Origin of the sequence: Vitreimonas sp. (genome assembly GCF_035627415.1) — a bacterium.
GTDB lineage: Bacteria > Pseudomonadota > Alphaproteobacteria > Caulobacterales > Aquidulcibacteraceae > Vitreimonas.
The window spans coordinates 1-21,415 of record NZ_DASPLU010000014.1 but is presented as its reverse complement, the minus strand read 5'-3'; the positions used below and the strand labels follow the sequence as shown (position 1 = coordinate 21,415).

Here is a 21,415-nt window from a genome sequence, read left to right as displayed (position 1 = left end):
GCCGTCAGCACCTGCGAGAGGCGCGTCACCGTGAAGGTGAACGGCAGATGCCGCTCGACGTTGAAGAACGGCGCCGCCTGGCCGACTTCGGTCTTCGCTTCGCCGATGGCGGCTTCCAGCTCGTCCTGCGTGCCCGCACGCACCTGGCGGCTCTGCTCGGCGCCGCCGACAACGCCGCGGACGACGCCTTCGTTGGCGGAGGTGCGCGTGATCGCGACCATGGTCGCGCCGCGTTCGCGCATGTCGGCCTCCGCCGCGGCCGCGGCTTCTTCCCACGAGCCGGTTGCGCGGATTCCCATCTGCTGCACCGCGCCGCCTTCGACCCAGCTCAGATTGGCCGAGAACGTCGCCGGCGCGAGGATGCGGCCCGGGTTCTGCCCGCCGCACCAGCCGAGCGCGACGCAGACGATCACGAAAATGACGAACCACCAACGCGCCACGGGGCGATAACGCATCGAGCGCACGCGCGAGGTGTCGAGCCACGGCAGCACGAACAGGATGCCGATCGAGGCGAACATCGCCAGCACGCCGGCGAGCTTGGAATCGATCGGGCCGATGTTGAAGTCGAACGCGCGCAAGATGGCGTAGAACGGCAGCAGGTACCATTCCGGCACGATTTCCGGCGGCGTCTGCAACGGGTTGGCCGGGATGTAATTGTCGGCGTGGCCGAGCGCGTCCGGCATATAGAACACGAACACCGAGAACAGGATCACGAAAAGGCCGGTCGCGAACAGGTCCTTCATCGTCGCGTGCGGCGTGAACGGCACGGTGTCGGCCTTCGACTTCACGTCGACGCCGGCCGGATTGTTCTGCCCGGCTTCGTGCAGCGCCCAAACGTGCAGCGCGACGACGCCGGCGATCACGAACGGCAGCAGATAGTGCAGCGAGAAGAAGCGGTTCAGCGTCGGCTGATCGACCGAGAAGCCGCCCATCAGCCAGTTGCGGATGCTTTCGCCGACGAGCGGCAGCGCGCCCAAGAGGTTGGTGATGACCGTCGCGCCCCAGAACGACATCTGGCCCCACGGCAGCGTGTAGCCGAGGAACGCGGTCGCGACCATCAGCAGATAGATGATGCAGCCCAGAATCCAGAGCAGCTCGCGCGGCGCCTTGTAGGAGCCGTAGTAGAGGCCGCGGAACATGTGGATGTAGACGGTCAGAAAGAACATCGAGGCGCCGACCGAGTGGATGTTCTGGATGAGCCATCCGTACGGCACGTCGCGGTCGATGCGCTGCACCGAGGCGAACGCCATGTTGATGTGCGGCACATAGTGCATCGCCAGCACGACGCCGGTGACGATCTGCACGATGAGGCAGAGCGACAGCATCGCACCGAAGGTCCAGAAATAGTTCAGGTTGCGCGGCGTCGGGTAGGCGACGAAGCTGTCATAGCCGAGCCGGACGATCGGCAGGCGCTTGTCGAGCCAGCGCGTGAAAGCCGTTTTCGGCTCGTAGGTGGAAGATCCAGCCACTTAACAGGCTCCAGACTTAACCGATACGGATGGCCGTCGGGCCGGTGAAGACGTACGGCGCGACGAGAAGATTGGCGGGCGCGGGGCCGCGGCGGATGCGGCCGGACGTGTCGTAGTCCGAGCCGTGGCACGGGCAGAACCAACCGCCGTAAGAGGAGCCTTCGACGAAGGTCGGCACGCAACCCAAGTGGGTGCAGCTCGCCTGCAGGATCAGCCATTCGGGACGACCGGCTTCGCCAGTTTCCTGCACCAGGCGCTCCGCGTCGGTCTGCGGGTCCTTGAGCTGGGCGAAGTCGTCGCGCTGCGCGGCGGCGATCTCCGTCGGCGTGCGGTGGCGCACGAACACCGGCTTGCCCTGCCACATCACCTTGATTTGCTGGCCGAGCTCGACCGCGCTCAGATCGACTTCCGTGGTCGACAGCGCGCGCGTGTCGGCGGCGGGGTTCATCTGGTCGATGAAAGGCCAGATCGTCGCCGCGGTTCCGACTGCGGCCGCCGCACCGGCAGCGATGTAAATGAAGTCGCGCCGATTAGGGTCTTTGTCGTCGGCCACTCAGTCCAGCTCCCGGCTTGGTTCGGCGGCGAAGCTAGGCTAGTCCGGGCGCGCAAGCGCGCGGCGCGTCGCCGCATGCGTGCCGCTTGTAGCACCCGATTCAGCCCAGATTCTCCGGCGCGGAGGCCATAACGTGCGGCTTGCTCTCTATCAACCGGACATCCCGCAAAATATGGGCGCGGCCATTCGCCTCTGCGCTTGCCTCGGGGCGGCTTTGGACGTGATCGAACCGTGCGGGTTTCCGCTGACGGACGCATCGCTGAAGCGCGCGGCGCTCGACTATGGCGACAAGGCGAACGTCGTCCGCCACGCCAGCCTCGCGGCGTTCCGTTCGGCACCGGAACGTCAGGGCGGGCGGCTGGTGCTGGTGGAGACGGACGGCGCAGTGAGCTTTCAGGACTTCTCGTTCTCCACAGGCGACACTTTGGTGCTGGGGCGCGAGAGCGCGGGTTCGCCGGGGGAACTCTACCAAGCGGCGGAGGCGAGCGTGCGGGTGCCGATGGTGCGGGGAGTGAGGTCGCTCAACGTGATCACCGCCGGGGCGATAGTGTTGACCGAGGCGATGCGGCAGACCGGGGCGTGGGAGAAGTTTTGAGGTGAGCGAGGAACGCAAAGCGCGCGCGAAGGCCTGGTTCGAGACGCTGCGCGACGAGATTTGCGCGGCGTTCGAGCGGCTCGAGGACGAGGCGCCGGCGGCGCTTTATCCGGGGGAGCCCGGCCGGTTCGTGCGGACGCCCTGGCGGCGGGGGGACGGCGCGAGCGATCAGGGCGGCGGCGTCGCCGGCATGATGCGGGGGCGATTCTTCGAGAAGGTCGGCGTGCATGTGAGCACGGTCCATGGCGCGTTCAGCGCAGACTTCGCCAAAAACATTCCGGGCGCAGCCGACGATCCGCGCTTTTGGGCCAGCGGCGTTTCGCTGATCGCGCACATGAAGAACCCGCACTGCCCCGCCGCGCACATGAACACGCGCCACATCGTCACGACGCAATGGTGGTTCGGCGGCGGCGGCGATCTTAATCCGACGCAGAGCTATCAACGCGATGAGACGAGCGAAGATGCGTTGGCGTTTCACGCGCCCTATCGTGACGCATGCGAGGCGCACCAAGCCGGACTCTACGATCGCTACAAGACATGGGCGGACGAGTATTTTTGGCTGCCGCATCGCGGCGAGCCGCGCGGCGTCGGCGGCATTTTCTACGATCACCACAATAGCGGGCGCGACCGCGGCGAGGATTCTTGGGAGCGCGACTTCGCGTTCACGCAAAGCGTCGGCCGCGCCTTCCTCGAAGCCTATCCGCCGCTGTTGCGCAAATACATGCACAAGCCGTGGAGTGAAGGGGAGCGCGAAGAGCAACTCGTACAGCGCGGCCGCTATGTCGAGTTCAACCTGCTCTACGACCGCGGCACGACGTTCGGGTTGAAGACCGGCGGGAATGTGGAGAGCATTCTGAGTTCGATGCCGCCGGTGGCGAAGTGGCCTTGACTAGCTAGCGCGCCTGCACGTTCTCGTGCAGCCACGCCGCGAACTCCGCGTCGTCGATCTCGCCGGCGGCGAGCGACACGCACTGGACGATCACTTCAGCTTCGCTGGCGACGATCTCGAGCCCGTTCACATAAAGAAACGAGTACGCGGCCAGAAAGCCGGTGCGTTTGTTGCCATCGACGAACGGATGGTTGCGCATGATCCCCGCCGCATAGAGCGCAGCCAGGGCGACGAGGTCGTCCTGGCCATAGCTCCAGGCGTTGCGCGGGCGAGCCAGCGCGGAATCCAACAGACCAAAGTCACGAATGCCGCTCGCCCCGCCATGTTCGGCGATCTGCTCTTCGTGCATGATCAAGACGGAGTCGACGCCAAGCCACTTGGGCTCAGTGTTCATTTCGCCAGCTCACGCAGCGCGTTTCGGTAGCGCTTCATGGCGCGGCGCGCGGCTTCGATCTGCTCCTGCAACTCGGCGTCATGAGGCTGGAGCGCGACGCCGTTCGGAGTATCGCTAACCGTTAGCTCATCGCCCTCGCCGACGCGCAGTTTCGCCAGCACGTCCTTGGGCAGAACGACGCCGAGCGAATTGCCGATCTTGCGGACCTTCAGCGTGCGGCCAACCGGCTTCGTAGGCGCTTGGGCCTGGAAGCTCGGTGACTGGGCTTCGCTGACGCCCTTGGGCTTTTCGGTGTTATCGGTCATAGCGTCTGCAATTTAAGTTATAACGCCTGTTATAACAAGGGTCCGGCCCTTTTCTTGCGTCAGGCGAGCGGTCATGACGCGTTTCGCCTATCCGCAAGAGCTCAAGCCTCTGACTTCGCTGCGTTTTATCGCGGCATTCTGGGTGCTGCTGTACCATTTCAAGGACCATCTCGGGCTCGATGTGGGCCGGCTGGGCCTGGTGGCGGACGGCTATCTGGGGGTCGATCTCTTCTTCACCCTGTCGGGCTTCATCCTGGCCCACGTCTATCTGACCAGCCTGGAGGAGCGCCGCTTCGGCTATGGCGGCTTTCTCAAGAACCGGATCGCCCGGGTCTATCCGATGCACCTTGCGGCGCTGGCGGCGATGATCGTGCTGTTCGCGGGCGCTTCGGCTGTGGGCGCGGGCGTCGGCTCGCCGGAGGCGTTCAAGTGGAGCGATCTGCCGGCGCACCTGCTGATGGTTCACGCTTGGGGGGCGACCGAAGCGGTGGGCTGGAATTTCCCGTCCTGGTCGATCAGCGCGGAATGGGCGGCCTACCTCCTCTTCCCGCTGATCGCCGCGCTGGTGGTGAAGGCGCAGCGTTGGTCCGCCGCGGTGGCGCTCGGCGCGCTCACACTTTGCGTCGCTTCGTTCTGGGCGCTTTCGAATTTGCATCAGGCGCTGCCGTGGGTCGGGCGCGACTTCTCACAGATGACGGCGCAGATCGGCGCGCTGCGGATCCTGCCGTCGTTCCTGCTCGGCGTTGCGCTCTACGCGTTCGGCCGCGACCACGCGGCGCCGAAGAGCTGGGCCTGGCCGATCGTCGCCGCGAGCGCCGGCTGGATCGTCGCGGTGACGACGCTGGGCTGGTGGGAGGGCCTCGTCTGGTTCGGCCTCGCCGGCCTGCTCTACGGCCTTGCCGAAACCTCGCGCCACGGCGTCGACGCGCCGATGAGCGGGCGCGCGTTCGTGTTCTTGGGCGCGGCGAGCTATGCGCTTTATATGATCCATCTGCCGATCGACATTGTCTGGTTTCATGCGCTGGAGCGCTTGGGCGTGACCGAAACCAGCGACCTGACCTTGCGCATCGGCGCCATGGTCGGCGTGTTCGCCGTCTGCATCATCGTGTCGGCGTTCGCGTATCTCTGGCTTGAAGAGCCGGCGCGGAAGTGGATCAGAAAGCTGGAGTTGCCGCAGTATCGCAAGGCCAAAGCCGCAGAAGCTTAGCTTCTAACGCAGAGGTGATGACCACTTCGCGCACGCCTCTGCTACTAATTTCGAGCGGAGTTGTTCGATGCGAGAAGCGGCCGGAGCAGTGATCTTGGCGACTGTCCTGACGGCTTCCGCTCTTCCGGCGCTTGCATGTAGTTGCGTGCGGTTTTCCAATGCGCGTGAGCAAGTTCGGACGACTGACGTGCTATTTATCGGACGCGCCGTCCGAACCGAACGGGATTGGTTCAATCGACATTTGATCTACACAACGTTTGTCGTCGACGAATCGCTCAAGGGCGACGTGCGTGGCCACGTTCGTGTGGCGCAAAGCGATCACACGACGTGCGCGGTCCAAACCTTTGCACGCGGCGCGCGGGTGATCGTGCTCGCCGACCGCGGTCGGCGAGGGTTGCACATCGGCCCATGTGTTTTCCCGTATTTCACGGAAGCGGAGTACCGCGCCGCGCTGCGCCCTTCATGATCAGCTCATCCCCTGCGCCACGGCCTTCAGCCGTTCGATCACGCTGAGCTTGTCGTCCGGGAAATCGGCGTCGATCCACCAGTCTTCGACTTCGCGCATGACGAGGCCCACCTTCGGGCCGGCCGGCACGCCGGCGGCCATCACTTCATCGCCGGTGAGCGGCAGTTTCGGCGGCGTCCACATCTGGCCGTGGGCGACCAGCGCGCGCCATTGCTGCGCTTTCTCGCCGCCGGCGCCGGCCCAGGCGAGCATGACGCGGTCGCGGAACGGCTGGTTGCCGAGGCGATATATGGCGCGCCGCATTTCGCGCAGCGACATGTAGGAGGTGATCTTCACGTCCGTTCCGAGCGCGGCGACGAGGCGCTCGCGTTCCTCGTTCGAGAGCTTCAGCCGGCGCGCCAAAGCGCGGGCGCTGTCCTGATCCGCGAGCGCGGCGGCGATGCGCGTCATCGGATCGGGCGTCAGCATCAGATCGGCTTCGATGCTGCAGAGCGCGTCGAGCCGGGTTTCGTTCGAGAACTCCGGCAGTGCGCGGGCGCGCGCTTCGATCGCCGTCATCCCCTCCCAAGCGGCGCGCGGATCGGGCGCGGCGAGCAGCTTCTTCACTTCCTTCCAGATCCGCTCGGCCGACAGCGTATCGAGCCCGGCGACCAGATCGGCGCAGGCGGAGAGCCCATGCGGATCGAGCGGCCCCTTCGCGTACCAGGCGTTGAAGCGGAAGAAGCGCAGGATGCGGAGGTAATCTTCGCGCAGGCGCGTGTGCGCGTCGCCGATGAAGATGACGCGGCCGGCGCGGACGTCTTCCAGGCCGCCGCTGGTGGGATCGTGCACAGCGCCCGAAGCATCGGCGTAGAGCGCGTTCATGCGGAAATCGCGCCGCTCGGCGTCCTCGTCCCACTTCTCGGTAAAGGCCACGGTGGCGCGGCGGCCGTCGGTGCTGACGTCGCGGCGCAGCGTGGTGACTTCGAACGGCCTGTGATTGATGACGACGGTGACGGTGCCGTGCTCGATGCCGGTCGGGTGCGCGGCGAAGCCGGCTTTGGCGCAGATTTCGGTGACTTGGTCCGGCGTCAGTTGCGTGGCGACATCGATGTCGTCGACCTCGCGCCCCATCAGCGTATTGCGCACGCAGCCGCCGACGAAGCGCGAACCATTCGGCCGCGCCGCTTCGAGCGCGGCGATCAGCGCTTGCGTTTCCTTGGCTTTGAACCAGGCGGTGTAGGCGATACTCGCGGTCATCGCGTGGCTCGTGGAAACTGATCAACAAATTCACGCACGCCGCTCACTGCGGATACTTCCGCACCAAATCGTGAAATCATCTGTGTGAGCTCATCCTCACTGTAGCCAAACATTGAACGATAGAACCAAGCTCGAAAATCGGTTTGAGAATGTCGATTTAGCATTTGACCGGGAAATTCTGGGTCCGGTTCTTGTCCTTCAATTGTATTCTGAAATACGATCATTCCCTTGAACTGCTCAAGCGTCCAAAGGACCGACGGTGCGGACGAGGCTGAACGAAGGGCATCGCGATAGACTGTGAACCCCTGCTCATTCGCGAACTCGCCAATAAACCGAAGCAACGCCTCCCGAGCTCCTTCGTCAATCGTGACTTTGAATTGCCGTTCCGGCGTCAGTTCGTAGAAGCCACGATGCCCGTAACCACAAGCACTTAAACCTGCGGCTAGGCCCAGCCCAAGCAACGATCGGCGCCTAAGCATACAACCGCTCCCACAGCGCCCTGATCATCCCCGCCGTCGCGCCCCAGATGAAGTGGTCGCCGTACGGCATGGCGTAATAATAGCGGGTGCGGCCTTGCCATTGCGCTTGCCGCTTTTCGTGGTTGGCGGGATCAAACAGGAAATCGAGCGGCGCTTCGAACACGCGCGCCACTTCGCGCGGATCAAGCGTCAGCGTGAAGCCCGGCTCGACCAGGCCGACGATCGGCGTGACGCGATAGCCGGTGATGGTGTCGTAGCGATCCCAGGCGCCGAGCGGCTCGATGAAGCGGCGCTCAAGCCCGATCTCTTCCATCGTTTCGCGCAGCGCCGTTTCGACCGCGCTCGCATCGCTCGCCTGCACGCGCCCGCCGGGAAACGAAATCTGCCCCGGATGCGCCGGCGTCTCCACCGAGCGCTCGGTGAACAGCATGGTCCAGCCTTCGGGCCGCTTGATGATCGGCGCCAGCACCGCAGCCGGGCGCTGTTCGGGATGATTGTCCCAATCGGGATTGAGATCGTTGTCGCTGCGCGTGCGGGCGGATTCGTCTGCGACGGCGTCGAGCGGATCGAGCTTGGTTCGGAGCAAACGTTCGAAGGCGTCGCTCATGACTCCCCCTCCCCTCGAGGGGAGGGGGTTGGGGGGCGAGGTGAAGCGCGATGCTTCGCTATCAAACGCCGACAACCCGGACCGCCGGCGCCCTCGCCGGCATCTGTTTCAGCTTGCACGAACCAATGCCGGCGAGGGCGCCGGCGGTCCGGGTCTTCCGTCGCGATTTCCAGGCACGGCGCTTCACCCCGCCCCCTGCCCCCTCCCCTCAAGGGGAGGGGATTCAATCTGCGCGTGACGCTCACAGCTTCTCGCCCATTTGCGCCAGAACCCATCGGAGCGCTTCGGCGTTGCCGCGCGCGTCATCGACGGGATTATGCGTATGCATGGTCTCGCGCCGCTTCTTGAAAGCGTTCGTGTTGAGAGGCTCGCCGCGCCGACCCGCGTCAAGATCACCAATGCGTCGCGCGCTGAAACCACCCGGATTCTCGCCAACAAACTTATGGCAATACCAGTTCCAGAATTGCCAGTCGAACGCGGGATTGTCCGACCAGAACACTGCGCGCTTGCCGCCAGTGAGAGCGTTCACCCAGGCGACGGCTTCGCGCATGACGATGTCTGGCGCGCGATAGCTCTGCTGCGTTTCATAGCTGATCCCGACAACCTCGCGCGCTTGCTGCACGCCTGCGCTCTCGATAATTGGCGCGACTTCGCCGAGAAAACCGTTGGCCGGATCACCGACGGACACCAGGCCGAATGAGATCATGTTAAAAAGGCCCGCGGCGGGCCCGTCCGACTCCACGTCGAGGACGATGTGATTATTCCATTTAGACATGAAAGTATGATCGCGACACGGCGCCAGTACGTCAAACGCTAACGCGAGCCCAACTCAAACCACTCACCTCTGCCCCCTCCCCTCAAGGGGGGGTGCGCACGTGGGATCGGATCAATCGAATCAAGGCGCGTGCGGAGAAGGGTTTCGAAATCGAGCATCACACTGGTTCGTTCGCGCCTTGGGCTCCTTTGTCAAATTCCGTCCGCGTGAACCACTGCACTGACGAGAAGCGCGGGTCAGAAACCAGAGCGCGATGAGTAGCATGCACCATGGCAATGAACTCATCCGGCGCGACGCCACCTTGATTCTCGCAGATCAGGAGCCAAGGATCGACGTACTGCAGCACGAAACCCAGAGCGCCCTTCGGCTTTGTCGCGAAGGCCCAGCCGTAAAAACTGTGTTGGACAGGAGGGAAGACTGGCACACCTTCTTCGGCTAGCTGATGGCAGAGTGCAGCGGCAATTGCGTTGCCGCCCGGCCGTTCTACGTCACCGGCAGCATTGAACACAGCGTCGTCCGCGAAGTCCGCGAAGAACGTGACGAAAGTCGGCACGGTGGTCATTCCGCGCCCAACTCCCACCAAGCTCCCCTGCTCCAAACACCCAACGTCCCCTCCCGCGCCTCGCTCCACTCCACCAGCTCATAGAAGGGCGCGCGGAGGACGCGCGCATCTAACCTCCCGCGCACGAGCACGTACGGCCGTGGCTCACCATCGCGCATCGCGACGCGCAGCGGATGCGCTGGCCCGCACTCGACCACATCGCCGACATTCGTCTTGAACACGATCGTCTGCTCGCGCCCCTCGCCGACGCGATCGGCGCGCACAGCGACGAACGGCGCATCTTCCACGCGCACGATGATCTTCTCCACTGGCGTGACGAGATAGGTTTGGCCGTCTTCGTCCTTGCGCAGGATCGAGGCGAACAGGCGCACCAAAGGTTCGCGCGCAATGCGCGTTCCGGCGTGCTTCCACGTGCCGTCGGCGAGGATCTCCATGCCGATGTCGCCGCAATGGGTGGGGTTCCATTTGTCGACGGGCGGCGGGCCCCGAGAACCAGAGTTGGCGCTGCCGCCGGCCTCCCTCTTGAGCAGGGCCAGCAATTGCTCCAGGGACGTGGGGTTATCAGGCGCCGTCATATTTTAGCCCCCAACTACGCGAGCTTCGCCCCCATGAGCAATCACGACAATCCGGAAGCGTTGGTGGCCGAGGCCGAGGCCGCGGGCGAAGCCTTGGCGCGGGTGCGCGCCGAGATCGGCAAATCCGTGTTTGGCCAGGAGCGGGTAATCGAGCTGACGCTCGCCGCCGTGCTCGCTGGAGGCCACGTGCTGCTGGTCGGCGCGCCGGGCCTCGCCAAAACGCGGCTGGTCGAAGCGATGGCGCGGGTGCTGGGGCTCGATTGGGCGCGGGTGCAGTTCACGCCGGACCTGATGCCGGCGGACATTCTGGGCTCCGAGGTGCTGGATCAGGACGAAGCGGGCCGGCGTCACTTCCGCTTCGTCAAAGGTCCGATCTTCACGCAGCTACTGATGGCGGATGAAATCAACCGCGCCTCCCCGCGCACACAATCGGCGCTGCTGCAAGCGATGCAGGAGCATCACGTCACCGTCGCCGGCGCGGCGTACGATGTGCCGCGCCCGTTCCATGTGCTGGCGACGCAGAACCCGATCGAACACGAAGGCGCTTATCCGTTGCCGGAAGCGCAGCTCGATCGCTTCCTGCTGCAAGTCGACGTGCCGTATCCGGACGCGGAGATCGAACGGAAGATTTTGATCGAGACGACGGGGCTGGAGGATGAGCAGCCGGAGACCATTCTCAATGCGGAGTCGCTGATGCGACTGCAGCGGCTGGTGCGCACGATGCCGGTGGGTGAGAAAGTGCTGGCTTCGATCTTGGAGCTGGTGCGTTCGGCGCGGCCGGGTTCGAGCACGGATCAACGGGTGAACCAGCACGTCGCGTGGGGGCCGGGACCGCGCGCGGGACAGGCTTTGATGCTGGCGGTGCGTGCGCGTGCGCTGCTGCGCGGACGCTTGGCGCCGGCGGTCGATGATGTCGCTGCGCTGGCGCGGCCGGCGCTGGTGCATCGGATGCAGCTCAGCTTCGGCGCGCGCGCGGAAGGTTTGGATATCGATAGCTTGGTGGATGATCTGGCGGAGCGCGCGGCTTGAGTGTGATGCGCGCTCTTTCTCCCCCGCCCCCTCGCGGGGCGGGGGTCGGGGGGCGCGGGGCGTTCAAACGATCAGGCGCCTGCTTGTTTGCACGCCCCCCCTCCGGCCGCTTCGCGGCCACCTCCCCCGCAAGGGGGGAGGTTCTCCGTGTCTAACTCCCCGCGCCTCGACGCGCTCAATCTCGCCGGCGATCTGCCGGGCGTGCTGCTGGACGCAAAGCGGCTCGCCGCGAGTGCGCCGGGCGTGCATGGGCGCAGGCGCGCGGGGCAAGGGGAAGATTTCTGGCAGTATCGCGATCACCGTGCTGAAGACGGCGCGCGGTTGGTGGATTGGCGGCGTTCGGCGCGCGGCGATCGGTTCTTCGTGCGCGAGCGCGAGCGCGAAGCGGCGCAGACGGCGTGGTTCTGGATCGATCCTGACGCCGGCTTCGACTGGAGCAGCAACCCAGCGCGGCCGACGAAGCTCTACCGCGCGCGCACGATGGCGCTTGCGTTGGCGATTCTGCTCTCGCGCGGCGGCGAGCGTGTCGGGGCGTTGGGACAGCAGCCGCGGCGCGGCGCGCGGGCGGTGGATCGCCTGGCAGTGGATTTGTTGCAGCCGGTGCGCGATGTCGAAGCGCCGAGCAATTCCAGCATCGTGTTCTTCAGCGACTTCTACGCGCCGGTCTCGGCTTGGCGCGAGCGCTTGCTTTCGTGCGCGCGCGCCGGCGCGAGCGGCGCACTGGTGATGATCGCCGATCCGGCGGAGGAAGACTTTCCGTTCCGCGGGCGGACGCTATTTCAGGCGCCCGGCCGCGGCGGCGAAGTGCTGATCGGCCGCGCCGAAGCGGCGCAAGCGACCTACGCCGAGCGCCTGGCGCAGCAGCGGCGCGACATCCGCGCGCTCGGCGCCGAGTTCGGCTTTCCGGCGCTGCTGCATCGCACCGACCACAACGCGGCGCCCGCGCTTTCAATGCTGATCGCGTTCGTTTCGGAGCGCTACGGGTGACGGAGTCTTTGCGATGACTCTGGGCCCGATCCTGTTCGGCGCGCCGTGGGCGCTGGCCGCGCTCGCTGCGTTGCCGGCGCTCTGGTGGCTGATGCGCGCGACGCCGCCGCCGCCGCAGCGCACGCAGTTTCCGCCGACGCGGCTCTTAGAAGGCGTGCGCACGGAAGATCAGAGCCGTGAGCGCGCGCCGTGGCAGCTGGTGCTGTTCCGCGCGCTCGCGGCGGCGCTGCTGATCTTGGCGTTCGCGCGGCCATCGCTGGCGCCGAGCGCGGCGGAGAGCGCGCAGGGCGGGCGCACCTTGATCGTGATCGACGACGGCTGGACTTCGGCGCCGTTCTGGAGCGACACGCGCGCGGCGGGCGTTGCGGCGGCGACGCAAGCCGAGCGCACCGGCGCGCCGGTATTTTTGTTGCTCACCGCGCCGAGCGCGCGCCCGCGCGATCCGGGCGAAGCGATGACGGCGGCCGATGCGAAAGCTGCGATCGGCAGGCTGGAGCCCCAGCCGTGGCGACCCGACCGCGCGCAAGCGGCCGAGCGCCTGGCGCAGACGCAAGGACGGTTCGACCGCATCGTCTGGATCACGGATGGGTTGAACGACGACGGCGCCCGCGCTTTGGCGGCGGAGCTGCAGCGGCGCGGGCCGGTGACGGCGCGGCTGCCGACGCAAACGGCGCGGGCGCTCGTCGGCGGATCGGTGACGCCGCAGGGCGTGGTGGCCGACATTCGCCGCGCGAGCAGCGGTTCGCCGATCGTGGCGATCGCGGCGGAGACGGCGGAAGGCCGTTCGCTCGGCGCCGCCGAAGCGCGCTTCGCCGGCGACGCGACGAGCACGTCTGCGCGCATCGAGCTGCCGCCGGAGATCGCCGCGCGCGCGGCGCGCGTGCGCATTGTCGGCGAGCAGAGCGCGGGCGCGGTGAAGCTGTTGCCGGCGGGCGCGGGGCGGCCGTTCGTCGGCCTCGTCGATGCGGGCGGCGCGGGACAGCCGCTCTTGTCCGAACTCTTCTATGTCGACCGCGCGCTGCAGCCGTATGCGAGCTTGCAGCGCGGTTCGATCAGCCAATTGATCGACGCGCGCGCGCAAGCGCTGATCCTGCCCGATGCCGGCCGGGTCGCGCCGACCGACGCCGGCGCGCTCGAACGCTGGATCGAAGACGGCGGCTTGCTGGTGCGTTTCGCCGGGCCGCGGCTTGCGAACGACGCCGACGATTTGCTGCCGGTGCGTTTGCGCCCCGGTTCGCGTTCGCTCGGCGGCGCGCTGGCGTGGGAGACGCCGCTCGCCATTGCTCCGTTTCCGGCGGACTCCCCCTTCGCCGGCATTGCGCCGCCGCCGGACGTGAACGTGCGCCGGCAAGTGCTGGCCGAACCCGCTTCGCTCGAAGAGGCGCGCGTCTGGGCGACGCTCTCTGACAATTCCCCCTTGGTGACCGCGCAGGCGCGCGGACGCGGCCTCGTCGTGCTCTTCCATGTGAGCGCGACGCCGGATTGGTCCGACGCGCCGCTCTCTGGCTTGTTCGTCGAACTGCTGCGGCGGACGCTGGCGTTCGCGGCGCGGCCGGACGGGGCCGGCGAACGCGAGATCACCGGCGGGCCGTTCACGGCGCAGCGCCTGCTCGACGGCTTCGGAACGCTTGCGCCGGCGCCGCCGGATGCGGAGCCGATTGCGCCGGACGCGTTCGCCTTGGCGGTCGCTTCGCCTGAGACGCCGCCGGGCCTCTACGAGCGCGCCGGCGTCAGCGCCGCCATCGATGCGGCGCGGCCGGCGGAAACGTTGGAGCCGCTGGCGCTGCCCGGCGGGATCGCGCGCCAAAGCCTGGGCGGCGTGATCGAGCGGCCGCTGTCCGGCTGGCTGTTCGGCGCGGCGGCGTTGATGTTGACGATCGATCTGCTGATCGCGCTGTTTCTGTTCGGCAAGCTGCCGCGCCTGCTGAAGCCGAGCGCGGCGGCGCTGATCGCGTTCGCGCTGATCGGCGGCGAAGCAGAGGCGCAGACGCGGCGGGACGATCCGACACAAACGCTGCGGCTCGCTTATGTGCGCACCGGCGATGCGCGCGTCGATCGCACCTCTGCTGCGGGGCTGGAGGCGCTGTCGCAAATTCTGACAGAGCGCACTTCGGTGGAGCCGGGGCCGCCAGTGGCGATCGATCTCGCGCGCGACAATCTCGCCGCTTATCCGTTTCTCTACTGGCCGGCGCCCTCTTCGCCGCAGCGGCTCTCCGACGCGGCGCTCGCGAACGTCGATCATTATCTCGCCATCGGCGGGCTGCTTCTCGTCGATACACGCAACGCCGCGAGCGGCGGGCGCGGGCGGCCGGCGGCGACGATGCTCGCCGGCGTCGACGTGCCGCCGCTGCAGCAGGTGACGACTGAGCACGTGGTGGCGCGCGCCTTCTATCTGATGCGCAGCTTCCCGGGGCGCACACAAGCGACCACGCTCTGGGCCGAAGAGGCGAGCGCGGCGGAATCGCGCGACGGCGTCGCCGCGATCTTCATCGGCGACGGCGATTGGGCCTCGGCCTGGGCCGGCGACGTGGGAAGCGCGCGTCAGCGTGAGCTTTCGCTGCGTTTCGGCGTCAACATCGTCATGGTGGCGCTGACCGGCAATTACAAAGCCGACCAAGTGCACGTGCCGGCGCTGCTCGAACGGATGGGACGCGAGTGATCGGCGCTTGGCGCATCGGGCTGGATCCGGCGTTGCCGACGCCGGCGCTGATCGCGCTGGGCGTGCTCGCGCTTGCGTCGCTCGCGTTCTATCTCTGGCGCGGCGGCGGCGCGCCGATCCTGCGCGCGCTTGGGCTGGCGTTTGTTTTTCTCGGGCTGATGCAGCCGCAATGGGTGCGCGAAACGCGCGAGCCGGCGGAAGACATTGCGCTCGTCGTCGTCGATCAAAGCGAGAGCCTCGGGCTTGCCGGACGCCGCGAGGCGGCGCGGGCGGCGGGCGATGCGATGGCGGTCGCGCTGGCGCGCGAGCCGGGGCTCGAAGTGCGCGTGCGCGAAACGCGCGGCGGGCCGGATGGGACGATGATCACATCGGTGATCGAAGATGCGCTGAGCGATGTCGCGCGCGACCGCATCGGCGGCGTCGTTGTGATCACCGACGGCCAAGCCGCCGATCCGCCAGCCGAGCCGAACCGATTGCGCGAGCTTGGGCCGGCGCACATCCTCATCGTCGGCGATCCCGAGCGCGGCGACCGGCGGCTCGAATTGGTGTCGGCGCCCACATTCGGCATCGTCGACGAGCCGATGCGGATCACGGCGCGGGTAATCGACGAAGGCTTCAATGCGCCTGTCCGCGTCAGCGTCAGCATCGACGGCGTGCGCGTGACGCAGACGACCGCGCGCGCGAACCAGGAATTCTCGATCAATGTGCGCCTGCCCAAGCGCGGGCGCAACATGGTGGTGGTGGAGGCGGAAGAAGGCCCGCGCGAGATCACGCTGGCGAACAATCGCGCCGCGTTCGCGGCGAACGGCGTGCGCGACCGGCTGCGCGTGCTCTTGGTGACTGGCGAGCCGCATCAGGGCGCGCGGGTGTGGCGCAATCTGCTGAAGAGCGATCCGGCGGTGGATCTGGTTCACTTCTCGATTCTGCGGCCGCCGGACAAGCAAGACTTCACGCCGCTCAACGAGCTGGCTTTGATCCCCTTCCCGACCGAGGAATTGTTCGAGCGGCGGCTCAACGAATTCGACCTCATCATTTTCGACCGCTATCGCCGGCGCGGCATCTTGCAGGCGTACTATTTCGCCTCGATCGCGCGACGGGTGGAGCAAGGCGGGGCGCTGCTGATCACCGCGAGCGAAGCGGAAGCGGGCGTCGAAGGCATTCATCGCACCGCGCTCGCCGGCATTCTGCCGGCGCAGCCGACGGGCAATGTGTCGACGACGCCGTATCGCCCGGCGCCGACAGCGCTCGGGCGGCGCCATCCGGTGGTGCGCGGCTTGCCGTCGCCGGAGCGCTGGGGGCGCTGGACGGTGCAGGTCGAAGCGCAGGCGACGGGCGGGCAGACGGTGCTGCAGGGCGCCGGCGGCGCGCCGCTGCTGACGCTCGATCGCGCGGGCAACGGACGCGTCGCGCAGCTCTGGTCCGATCAGCCGTGGTTGTGGGCGCGCGGCTATGACGGCGGCGGACCGCACGGCGAGTTGCTGCGGCGACTCGCGCACTGGCTGATGCAGGAGCCGGAGCTGGAGGACGAGCGGCTTTCGCTTGAGCCCGGGCCGCGTGGTCTCGAGATCGAACGTTCGACGCTGGCGGCGGGCGTGGCGCCCGTCGAGATCATCGCGCCTTCGGGCGCGCGATCGACGGTTGCGCTTGGCGAAAGCGCGCCGGGACTATTCACCGGCGAAGCGGATGCCGAGGAGCAAGGCTTGTACGAAGCGCGCAGCGGCAATCTCCGCGCGTTCGCCGCGGTGGGGCCGCTCAATCCGCGCGAGGCGGCGGCGCTTGCGGCCGATCCGGATATTCTGCGCCCGTTCGCCGAGGCGACCGGCGGCAGCGTTTTTCTCACCGGCGAAGACGGACGGCGTTTGCCGGACGTGCGGCGCATCGATCGCGGCGCGCGCGCCAGCGGCGGCGACTGGATCGGCATCGAACGCAACGGTGCTTATGTCGTGCGCGCCGCGCGGGCGAGCCCGCTCGGGCCGGGCTGGCTTTGGGCCGTGATCGGCGTTGCGCTGCTGATGCTGGGCTGGCGGCGCGAGAGCGCGTGAGGCTCAGTACGCGCGGCGGCGGGCGAGCGCGAAGAACGCAAGCGCCGCCAGCAGCAGAGCGACGCCGATCCACGGCAGCAGCTCGCTCCAGCTCAGGCCGAGGATGATGGCGTCGTGCCCGCCGACGGACTCGGCGCCGGAGGGCGGCGGCGTTTCCACACCGGTTGGCGCTTGCGCTTCGGTGCTGGCCGGGGGCTGCGCATCGGGCGCGCTGCTTTCCTCGCCTTCGAGGATTTGCGAGCCCACGGCGGCGCCGCCGCCGGCGGCCGTCGTCGCCCCGGCGCCGTTGAGCGCCGCTCCGGTCGCGCCGCGCTCGCGTTCAGGCAGCGGGGTGAACGCGCCGTCGCCCGACTGCGCGCTGCTCTGACGGCGCTGCACCGAATTGGACAGCTGCACGTACGTCCCGGCGTCGACCTCGCCTGTGCCAGTCATGCCGCTGCTCAGTTGGAAGCTGCGCACGGCGTTGGCCGAGCCGGAGCCGAACTTGCCGTCGACGCCGCTCGATGCGTTGAGCAAGCCGAGATCGGCGAGCAGAAGCTGCACGTGGCGATCTCGGCCTTCGGCGACGACGGCGCGGCGCGCTTTCACGATTCCGAGTCCCGTCGCTTCGGCCCGGAACACCGGATCGTCGAACAGATGCGCGCCCAAATCCCAAGCGGTCAGCGTGAAGGTGAAGCCGTTGAGCTGGAGCGTCAGCGGCAATCGTAAGTCCCAAGCGTCCTGACGAATGAGATCGAGGAAGCAATCCATCCGATAGACGGTGCGCGGCAGCAGCGCATTGCTGTGCCCGGCGAGCCAAGCGCGGCGTTCGCTCAGATAGGCGGCGATCCATTGCCTCTCGTTCTGAGCGCTAGGCTGGCCGGCGACATTGCTCGCACGACCCTTCATCGCTTCCCAGGAGCCGTGCACGAAACTGTCGTACACGACCGCGCAGCCGAGCGGCGTGACGAAGCCGCACGCCTGCGCCTCCCGCAAGGCTGGCCCCATGTAATGGTGATTGAAATACTCATCCTGCGTGCGCTGCATCACCGGATCGGCGGCCGCTTCGCGGAGCACGGCGACGAGCGCATCGTCATGATCGAGCGCCCGATCCTCCGCCTGCATCTGCGGCAAATACGGGCGCAACCGATCCGCGCATTGAGCGCCGTCGGCGCTGCAATATTGCGAGATGAGCCGGTGCAGCGAGCCGCTGACCAGCGCGGCCTGGTGCTTGCCGTAGCTCAAGCCGCCGCGGTCCTGTGCGCTGCGGGCGATCGCATCGTATTTGCCGGGCGAGTTGGTCTCGAACAAGGAGACGATCGCGTCGATCGTCCCGATCTCGATCGGCGACAGGCGTGAGCCTTCGTCCGACATCGCAGCCTCCCCCGAAATTGCGCTTGGCGTTAATCTATATTACGACTGGCGGCGCGCCAACGCGGAAGTTGGGCAGCCGTGAAGGCGGCGTGGCGCTGGAGGGGGGCCATGCTCAACAGCCCGTTGTTTCAGCTCGCCTTGGCGCTGCTGCTCGTTTTTCTGGTGATGGCGGGCCTCGTCAGCCTGGTTCAGCAATTCGTCGTCGAAGGCTTTCGGCTGCGGGCGCGAACGTTGCGCAGCAGCATCACCAAGCTCTTGAGCGACAAGACCTACAAGGACGAGATCGCCAAACGTTTCTATCGCCATCCGATGACCGCGGCGCTTTCGGGCGGACGGGCGCAGACGACCTGCATGGAGCCGGACACGTTCGTCGTCGCCTTGGCGAGCGCGGTGCAGCCGAGCTGGTCGAACGGCGATCCGGTGCTTGCGCTGCCGGCGTCCGTGGCGGCGCTGCGCGATGGCGACCTGAAGCAGCGGCTACAATTGGTGCTGCCTGCGGCGGGCGCATCGCGCGATGAAATCGCGACCGCGGTGAAGGCTTGGTTCAACACCTCGGCGCAGAAGATGTCCGACCGCTTCAAGGCGGATTGCACGGCGCTGTCGTGGGCCGTGGCGGCGGTGCTGACCATCACGCTGAACGTGAGCACGATCGAAATCGGCAAGCGGCTGCAGGCGAACGACGACATGCGCGCCGCACTCGCCTCGGTGACGCCGGAGCTGGCGCAATCGCAGGCGGCGTTCACGACGCTGGCGACGCAGCCGGCGGCGCCGGATGGCGAAACGGCCGCTGCGGAGACGGGCGCAGACCCCGCACTCAGCGCGCAAGAAGTGGTGACGCTGTTGACGATCGCGCGCTGCGCCGGCGGCGATAGAGACATTCCTGTCGGCTGGCCGTGGATGGCGGACGTGGCCGAGCGGATTCGCGGCGGCGTCGACACCTCGGCCAATGCGGCCTGCGCGGCGGCGCAAGAGCGGGTGGCGCCCGGCAGCCAACTCGCACAACGGCTCACGGTGCTGCAGGCGGCTTCGCAGCAGGTCGCGACGGCGGATCTCACCGTGCAAGCCGCGCCCGTGTATGGGCCGGACTTCGAGCGCAATGGCGTGCTCGAGGTGTTGCTGGGCTGGCTGATCACGATCGTCGCCGCGGCCCAAGGCGCGCCGTTCTGGTTCGACGCGATCCAGCGCATCGTCGGCCGGCGCTAGGGTTTCGGCGCGCCGATCTCGCCGCGGACCTTGTCGAAGCCGCCGGGGCGGAGTTCGAGCCAGAGCAGACGTTTCGGATCGACCGGGCCGGGCAAACCGATGCGGCCCTCGGGCGCGACGCTGAAACCGGCCGGACGGAAGAAGCGCTCGGCGCCGACGAGCGCGATGCCGGAGCCGCCGACGCTGCGGCAGGCGGCGATGGCGTCGCGCACCAAGGCAAGGCCGAGGCCGGCGGCTTGCGCGGCGGGATCGACGGCGAGCGGACCCAGAAAATAGAGCGGCGCGCCCGCTTCGACGCGCCAAATGCGGCAAACGCCGATGACCTCGCCTTCGGAGTCGAGCGCGACGCGCGAGAGCCAAGGCTCCAGCATCGCGCCGCGCTCGCGCACGCGTTCGCTGGTCTTGGCGAAGCGGCCGGGGCCGAAAGCGCGGTCGAGCACGCGCTCGATTGCGGCGGCGTGTTCGGGTTTTTCGGCGACGAGCGTGTGGGCCAACGGAGGGTCTGGGTTCTAAGTGCTAGGTTCTGGGGAGGCGCATGAAGCACAAAGCGCGACGCTCTCCAACGAAAACCTAGAACCTGTTGCAGGCTGGGGCGGACGCGGTCCATACGGCTTGCGCCTTGGCCGCGCTTCGCATCCCTTCCCTCGACATCTTCCGGCATCGGCTGTTCGCCCAGTTCTGGGCGGGGCGGATGTTCGCCAGCATGGCGGTGCAGATCCAATCGACGGCGATGGGCTGGCAGGTCTATGACGCCGCGCGCGCCGCCGGGCAGAGCATCGCCGAAGCGGCGTTCGTGCTGGGGCTCGTCGGGCTCGCGCAATTTCTGCCGCTGCTGTTTCTCTCGCTGTTCGGCGGCCAGGCGGCGGACCGCTACAATCGCCGTCTCATCCTTACGGCTTGCATCGTCGCCAAGGCGCTGATCGTGCTGTGGCTGGCGCTGGCTTCGAACATGGGGCCCGAGATCGTCATTCCGGCGGTGTTCGCCGCGGCCATCAGCGCCGGGATGATCAACGCCTTCATGCCGCCGGCGGCGAGCGCCCTTTTGCCGATGCTGCTGCCGCGCGAGGCGCTGCCGCCGGGAATCGCCTGGTCCTCGCTCGCGTTCCAGTTTTCGCTGATCGTCGGGCCAGCGATCGGCGGCCTGCTCTATGGCGGCGGGCCTGTCGTTCCCTATCTCACCGCTTTCGTGCTGGCTTCGATCTCGGCTGTGCTGATGCTCACGCTGAAGCCGCCGCCGCAAGAGCCGGTGAAGGACGCGCGCACGATCGGCATGATCGTCGAAGGACTGCATTACGTCTGGCGCAACAAGATCGTGCTCGGCGCGATCTCGCTCGATCTTGTCGTGGTGCTGCTCGCGGGCGCGGTGGCGCTGCTGCCGGTGTTCGCGCGCGACATCCTCAATGCGGGGCCGAGCGAGCTCGGCGTGCTGCGTTCGGCGATGGGCGTCGGCGCGGCGGCGGTGGCGCTGTGGCTCGCGGTGAAGCCGCTGCGGGCGCGGGTGGGCCTGTGGATGTTCGGCGCGACGATCGCGTTCGGACTGGCGACGATCGTGTTCGGGCAATCGAAATATCTTTGGCTGACGGCGGCGGCGCTCGCGGTCGCGGGCGGGGTCGACATGATCTCCGTGTACGTGCGCCAGAGCCTGATCCAACTGGCGACGCCGGATGCGATGCGCGGGCGCGTGGCGGCGGTGAGCTTCGTCTTCATCTCGGCGTCGAACGAGTTCGGTGATTTCGAAGCCGGGCTGATGGCGCGCATTTTCGGACCGGTGCTGGCGGTGACGATCGGCGGCGTGGCGGCGGTGGCGGCGTCGGTGTGGTGGATGCGGCTCTTCCCGGAGCTGGCGAAGGCGGACGGATTCGAGCCGAAGACTTGAGGCGCTCCACGCGCGCAGCACTTGCGGCCGCGGCGAACGTCCTGTTCGGCGCGGGGGCGGGCGTGCGGGGCCGTGGGGGTTGCATCAAGACGTGTCGGCGCACGTGACGTCGGGCGCGGCGGCGACGCTGGACAGAGACGCGTGCGGGGGA

The 21,415-nt window shown here is 67.3% G+C and carries 21 protein-coding genes and 1 pseudogene; 10 read left to right on the top strand and 12 right to left on the bottom strand.

Annotation, left to right across the window (positions count from 1 at the left end):
- Nucleotides 1–350: 350 nt before the first annotated feature.
- Nucleotides 351–1,469 (bottom strand): annotated as a pseudogene (locus VEA80_RS10440) (cytochrome b); the annotation flags it as partial.
- A gap of 16 nt (nucleotides 1,470–1,485) precedes the next feature.
- A complete protein-coding gene (petA, locus tag VEA80_RS10435) occupies nucleotides 1,486–2,022 on the bottom strand; it encodes a ubiquinol-cytochrome c reductase iron-sulfur subunit (RefSeq protein ID WP_325060675.1) in 537 nt (178 codons plus the stop codon).
- Nucleotides 2,023–2,155: 133 nt separating this feature from the next.
- Between petA and VEA80_RS10430 the strand changes: the two genes are divergently transcribed.
- Both VEA80_RS10430 and hemF read left to right on the top strand, forming a co-directional pair.
- On the top strand, nucleotides 2,156–2,617 hold the full coding sequence (locus VEA80_RS10430; protein ID WP_325060674.1) for a tRNA (cytidine(34)-2'-O)-methyltransferase: 462 nt from the start codon (nucleotides 2,156–2,158) through the stop codon (nucleotides 2,615–2,617).
- Nucleotide 2,618: 1 nt separating this feature from the next.
- Nucleotides 2,619–3,506, top strand: a complete 888-nt coding sequence (gene hemF, locus VEA80_RS10425; RefSeq protein ID WP_325060673.1) for an oxygen-dependent coproporphyrinogen oxidase — start codon at nucleotides 2,619–2,621, stop codon at nucleotides 3,504–3,506.
- Nucleotides 3,507–3,510: 4 nt separating this feature from the next.
- Here hemF and VEA80_RS10420 read toward each other — a convergent pair whose 3' ends face one another.
- A complete protein-coding gene (locus VEA80_RS10420) occupies nucleotides 3,511–3,900 on the bottom strand; it encodes a type II toxin-antitoxin system death-on-curing family toxin (RefSeq protein ID WP_325060672.1) in 390 nt (129 codons plus the stop codon).
- Nucleotides 3,897–4,205 carry an AbrB/MazE/SpoVT family DNA-binding domain-containing protein gene (locus VEA80_RS10415; protein WP_325060671.1) on the bottom strand — a complete coding sequence of 103 codons (309 nt, stop codon included), beginning with the start codon at nucleotides 4,203–4,205 and terminating at the stop codon, nucleotides 3,897–3,899. Before VEA80_RS10415 ends, VEA80_RS10420 begins: the two co-directional genes overlap by 4 nt.
- A 73-nt stretch (nucleotides 4,206–4,278) precedes the next feature.
- Here VEA80_RS10415 and VEA80_RS10410 point away from each other — a divergent pair, with 73 nt between their 5' ends.
- Both VEA80_RS10410 and VEA80_RS10405 read left to right on the top strand, forming a co-directional pair.
- Nucleotides 4,279–5,412 carry an acyltransferase gene (locus VEA80_RS10410; protein WP_325060670.1) on the top strand — a complete coding sequence of 378 codons (1,134 nt, stop codon included), beginning with the start codon at nucleotides 4,279–4,281 and terminating at the stop codon, nucleotides 5,410–5,412.
- Nucleotides 5,413–5,479: 67 nt separating this feature from the next.
- Nucleotides 5,480–5,878 (top strand): hypothetical protein, encoded by a 399-nt coding sequence (locus VEA80_RS10405; RefSeq protein WP_325060669.1) that lies wholly within the window; start codon nucleotides 5,480–5,482, stop codon nucleotides 5,876–5,878.
- On the opposite strand, the gene VEA80_RS10400 is transcribed toward VEA80_RS10405, so the two are convergent.
- The 6 genes from VEA80_RS10400 to VEA80_RS10375 all read right to left on the bottom strand — a co-directional run bounded on the left by VEA80_RS10400 (nucleotide 5,879) and on the right by VEA80_RS10375 (nucleotide 10,115).
- Complete coding sequence (locus VEA80_RS10400) at nucleotides 5,879–7,117, bottom strand: CCA tRNA nucleotidyltransferase (protein WP_325060668.1); 1,239 nt, start codon at nucleotides 7,115–7,117, stop codon at nucleotides 5,879–5,881.
- The gene (locus VEA80_RS10395; RefSeq protein ID WP_325060667.1) at nucleotides 7,114–7,578 is read right to left on the bottom strand and encodes a hypothetical protein; all 465 of its coding nucleotides are present in this window, start codon (nucleotides 7,576–7,578) and stop codon (nucleotides 7,114–7,116) included. Before VEA80_RS10395 ends, VEA80_RS10400 begins: the two co-directional genes overlap by 4 nt.
- 10 nt (nucleotides 7,579–7,588) lie before the next feature.
- Nucleotides 7,589–8,203, bottom strand: a complete 615-nt coding sequence (locus VEA80_RS10390) for a CoA pyrophosphatase (protein WP_325060666.1) — start codon at nucleotides 8,201–8,203, stop codon at nucleotides 7,589–7,591.
- Nucleotides 8,204–8,444: 241 nt separating this feature from the next.
- Nucleotides 8,445–8,978, bottom strand: a complete 534-nt coding sequence (locus tag VEA80_RS10385) for a hypothetical protein (RefSeq protein ID WP_325060665.1) — start codon at nucleotides 8,976–8,978, stop codon at nucleotides 8,445–8,447.
- A gap of 157 nt (nucleotides 8,979–9,135) precedes the next feature.
- Nucleotides 9,136–9,540, bottom strand: a complete 405-nt coding sequence (locus VEA80_RS10380) for a hypothetical protein (protein ID WP_325060664.1) — start codon at nucleotides 9,538–9,540, stop codon at nucleotides 9,136–9,138.
- Nucleotides 9,537–10,115: a DUF1285 domain-containing protein gene (locus VEA80_RS10375; RefSeq protein WP_325060663.1), complete on the bottom strand. Its 579-nt coding sequence runs from the start codon at nucleotides 10,113–10,115 to the stop codon at nucleotides 9,537–9,539. The genes VEA80_RS10380 and VEA80_RS10375 overlap by 4 nt, the downstream gene beginning before the upstream one ends.
- A 33-nt stretch (nucleotides 10,116–10,148) precedes the next feature.
- On the opposite strand from VEA80_RS10375, the gene VEA80_RS10370 reads away from it, so the two are divergent.
- The 4 genes from VEA80_RS10370 (at nucleotide 10,149) to VEA80_RS10355 (ending at nucleotide 16,832) form a co-directional block, all read left to right on the top strand.
- A complete protein-coding gene (locus VEA80_RS10370) occupies nucleotides 10,149–11,144 on the top strand; it encodes a MoxR family ATPase (protein WP_325060662.1) in 996 nt (331 codons plus the stop codon).
- Between the two features lie 147 nt (nucleotides 11,145–11,291).
- Nucleotides 11,292–12,131, top strand: a complete 840-nt coding sequence (locus VEA80_RS10365) for a DUF58 domain-containing protein (RefSeq protein WP_325060661.1) — start codon at nucleotides 11,292–11,294, stop codon at nucleotides 12,129–12,131.
- Nucleotides 12,132–12,144: 13 nt separating this feature from the next.
- Complete coding sequence (locus VEA80_RS10360; RefSeq protein ID WP_325060660.1) at nucleotides 12,145–14,790, top strand: DUF4159 domain-containing protein; 2,646 nt, start codon at nucleotides 12,145–12,147, stop codon at nucleotides 14,788–14,790.
- Nucleotides 14,787–16,832, top strand: a complete 2,046-nt coding sequence (locus VEA80_RS10355) for a hypothetical protein (protein ID WP_325060659.1) — start codon at nucleotides 14,787–14,789, stop codon at nucleotides 16,830–16,832. Before VEA80_RS10360 ends, VEA80_RS10355 begins: the two co-directional genes overlap by 4 nt.
- Before the next feature lie 3 nt (nucleotides 16,833–16,835).
- Here the strand turns inward: VEA80_RS10355 and VEA80_RS10350 are convergent, their stop codons facing one another.
- The gene (locus VEA80_RS10350; protein WP_325060658.1) at nucleotides 16,836–18,185 is read right to left on the bottom strand and encodes a peptidoglycan-binding protein; all 1,350 of its coding nucleotides are present in this window, start codon (nucleotides 18,183–18,185) and stop codon (nucleotides 16,836–16,838) included.
- Nucleotides 18,186–18,293: 108 nt separating this feature from the next.
- Between VEA80_RS10350 and VEA80_RS10345 the strand changes: the two genes are divergently transcribed.
- A complete protein-coding gene (locus tag VEA80_RS10345; protein WP_325060657.1) occupies nucleotides 18,294–19,388 on the top strand; it encodes a hypothetical protein in 1,095 nt (364 codons plus the stop codon).
- On the opposite strand, the gene VEA80_RS10340 is transcribed toward VEA80_RS10345, so the two are convergent.
- A complete protein-coding gene (locus tag VEA80_RS10340) occupies nucleotides 19,385–19,882 on the bottom strand; it encodes an N-acetyltransferase (protein ID WP_325060656.1) in 498 nt (165 codons plus the stop codon). The genes VEA80_RS10345 and VEA80_RS10340 overlap by 4 nt on opposite strands.
- A 125-nt stretch (nucleotides 19,883–20,007) precedes the next feature.
- Between VEA80_RS10340 and VEA80_RS10335 the strand changes: the two genes are divergently transcribed.
- Nucleotides 20,008–21,264: an MFS transporter gene (locus VEA80_RS10335; RefSeq protein WP_325060655.1), complete on the top strand. Its 1,257-nt coding sequence runs from the start codon at nucleotides 20,008–20,010 to the stop codon at nucleotides 21,262–21,264.
- Nucleotides 21,265–21,415 lie beyond the last annotated feature (151 nt).

Coding starts and splice junctions, on each gene's coding strand:
- VEA80_RS10420 (WP_325060672.1), bottom strand. CDS start 3,900: ATGAACACTGAGCCCAAGTGGCTTGGCGTCGACTCCGTCTTGATCATG.
- VEA80_RS10415 (WP_325060671.1), bottom strand. CDS start 4,205: ATGACCGATAACACCGAAAAGCCCAAGGGCGTCAGCGAAGCCCAGTCA.
- VEA80_RS10410 (WP_325060670.1), top strand. CDS start 4,279: ATGACGCGTTTCGCCTATCCGCAAGAGCTCAAGCCTCTGACTTCGCTG.
- VEA80_RS10405 (WP_325060669.1), top strand. CDS start 5,480: ATGCGAGAAGCGGCCGGAGCAGTGATCTTGGCGACTGTCCTGACGGCT.
- VEA80_RS10400 (WP_325060668.1), bottom strand. CDS start 7,117: ATGACCGCGAGTATCGCCTACACCGCCTGGTTCAAAGCCAAGGAAACG.
- VEA80_RS10390 (WP_325060666.1), bottom strand. CDS start 8,203: ATGAGCGACGCCTTCGAACGTTTGCTCCGAACCAAGCTCGATCCGCTC.
- VEA80_RS10385 (WP_325060665.1), bottom strand. CDS start 8,978: ATGTCTAAATGGAATAATCACATCGTCCTCGACGTGGAGTCGGACGGG.
- VEA80_RS10380 (WP_325060664.1), bottom strand. CDS start 9,540: ATGACCACCGTGCCGACTTTCGTCACGTTCTTCGCGGACTTCGCGGAC.
- VEA80_RS10375 (WP_325060663.1), bottom strand. CDS start 10,115: ATGACGGCGCCTGATAACCCCACGTCCCTGGAGCAATTGCTGGCCCTG.
- VEA80_RS10370 (WP_325060662.1), top strand. CDS start 10,149: ATGAGCAATCACGACAATCCGGAAGCGTTGGTGGCCGAGGCCGAGGCC.
- VEA80_RS10360 (WP_325060660.1), top strand. CDS start 12,145: ATGACTCTGGGCCCGATCCTGTTCGGCGCGCCGTGGGCGCTGGCCGCG.
- VEA80_RS10350 (WP_325060658.1), bottom strand. CDS start 18,185: ATGTCGGACGAAGGCTCACGCCTGTCGCCGATCGAGATCGGGACGATC.
- VEA80_RS10345 (WP_325060657.1), top strand. CDS start 18,294: ATGCTCAACAGCCCGTTGTTTCAGCTCGCCTTGGCGCTGCTGCTCGTT.